The organism is Vibrio sp. SG41-7 (assembly GCF_014164465.1).
In the GTDB taxonomy this organism is placed as follows: Bacteria; Pseudomonadota; Gammaproteobacteria; order Enterobacterales; family Vibrionaceae; genus Vibrio; species Vibrio splendidus.
This window is the reverse complement of record NZ_JACJFF010000279.1, coordinates 1-1566: the sequence shown is the minus strand read 5'-3', so window position 1 is coordinate 1566 and position 1566 is coordinate 1. Positions and strand designations below refer to the sequence as shown.

Below are 1566 nucleotides of genomic sequence, written 5' to 3'. Positions count from 1 at the left end.
GTCAACTGCTGATAATTCATGGTAGTACTGCTTGTTTCTTTGGCGAGAAGAGCGTACCACTTTCGGCAGTTGGCTTTCTCTTCTACACCTTTCCATGAATGTCGCAGTTATTATCTGAAATCGGGCTTAACTATTTTTTGTAAACTGGTGGTATTTTAATACGGCATATAAACATTTTAATGCAATAAAGCTAAGCATTATGTTTAAAGGCTCCATTGGCATATCATAAAAAAATCCAATTCCAATGTCCAGCAGTGGGGTTAGCGCTAAAATAATTGCATAGAATCGATTGATGGAACTATTTACATAATAAGATGATAATAATATAACTATAGTTTTTACTAATTCGGTAGCTAAAGGAATTAAAGAATCTCCCCCTGATATTATTAGGCTCATACCTATGAAAAATAACATAAATAAACTATAAAATTTTAATAATCTACTAGATAACCTGATTGTTTTTATTGAATCCATTCTTTTTACTATAGGTTTATATAACCTATAGTATTTGATGATATTTTTATTCATTACACATTTCTTCAGTGATGGCGAATTTTTCAAATATGCCACGCGAGCTTTTTACTTCTAGTTCTGGGCCGCAGTATATATGAGTTGGGCTGTTTATTTTATAATCTTCCATTTTAAAATAATATAGAAAAGAAAGAATGAACGATATAGAAAGTAAAACATATGAAGTTTTATTTTTCATTCTAATATGATCTTTCTTTGTTTTAAATATTAATTTTAATTGAACTATACTTATGAAAAAAGCCCAAAAGAAAGCAGGAGTAAGTAGTATTGATAAGAGATATATTTTATCGGTTCTATAAGAGCCGAGTGGGAAGTATAATATAGGGTAAGAACTGATTAATAATATAATCGTAAACCTAATAGCTTGTTTGTGCTTGCGTAGTTTCATATCTTTTCCTGTGTTCATTCTGCTGCAGCACTGTTTAAGTGCTAGTAAGTGATTTAAATTTTCATTTTTTAATTTTATTTAACCTAATTTTTATCGGAAGTTATGACCTGCTGTAAATATTATTCAACCTCGATAATTTATTCGATAGATAAACCTGGATTTTCTAGTTGTATGGATTTCTAGGTCTTGTGAAATAGTACTTTACGAGTTTATATGACATATAAGTTATGAATGCGATGATACTATAAGTGATAGTAAAACCAAATACAGATTTAAATATATAGAATAGGCTGCTATTTTTACTTCCGAGTATGATTTTTTTGCCATCTTTAATAGTTAAAATATTATATTTCTCATTTTTAATTAATTCAAAATCAAATCCATGAATTGATAAGTTGCTATCTATCTCTAGTTTATAATAATAAGTTTTAGACCCTTTAGTATGAACTTTAACATGATCAAGGCTTACGACTCTGGCTTGCTTTTCTATACCGGACACCCAAAATTGGTAGGTATCTACTGCAGGGCGAGATCTCATATGATTTGTAGGGTTTAATTGATTAAATACCAAACAATGCGGTCGATTTATGTTCGCTTATGTCAAAGAATTAAATATTCTTTATTTTCGACTGAACTAATCCTGATTT

Annotated in this window: 1 protein-coding gene; it reads right to left on the bottom strand. The window is 29.6% G+C overall.

Annotation, left to right across the window (positions count from 1 at the left end; genetic code table 11):
• Window positions 1-126: 126 nt before the first annotated feature.
• Entirely contained in the window at window positions 127-528 is a 402-nt protein-coding gene (locus H5300_RS26605) for a hypothetical protein (protein WP_017095413.1), read from the bottom strand.
• Between the last annotated feature and the right edge of the window lie 1038 nt (window positions 529-1566).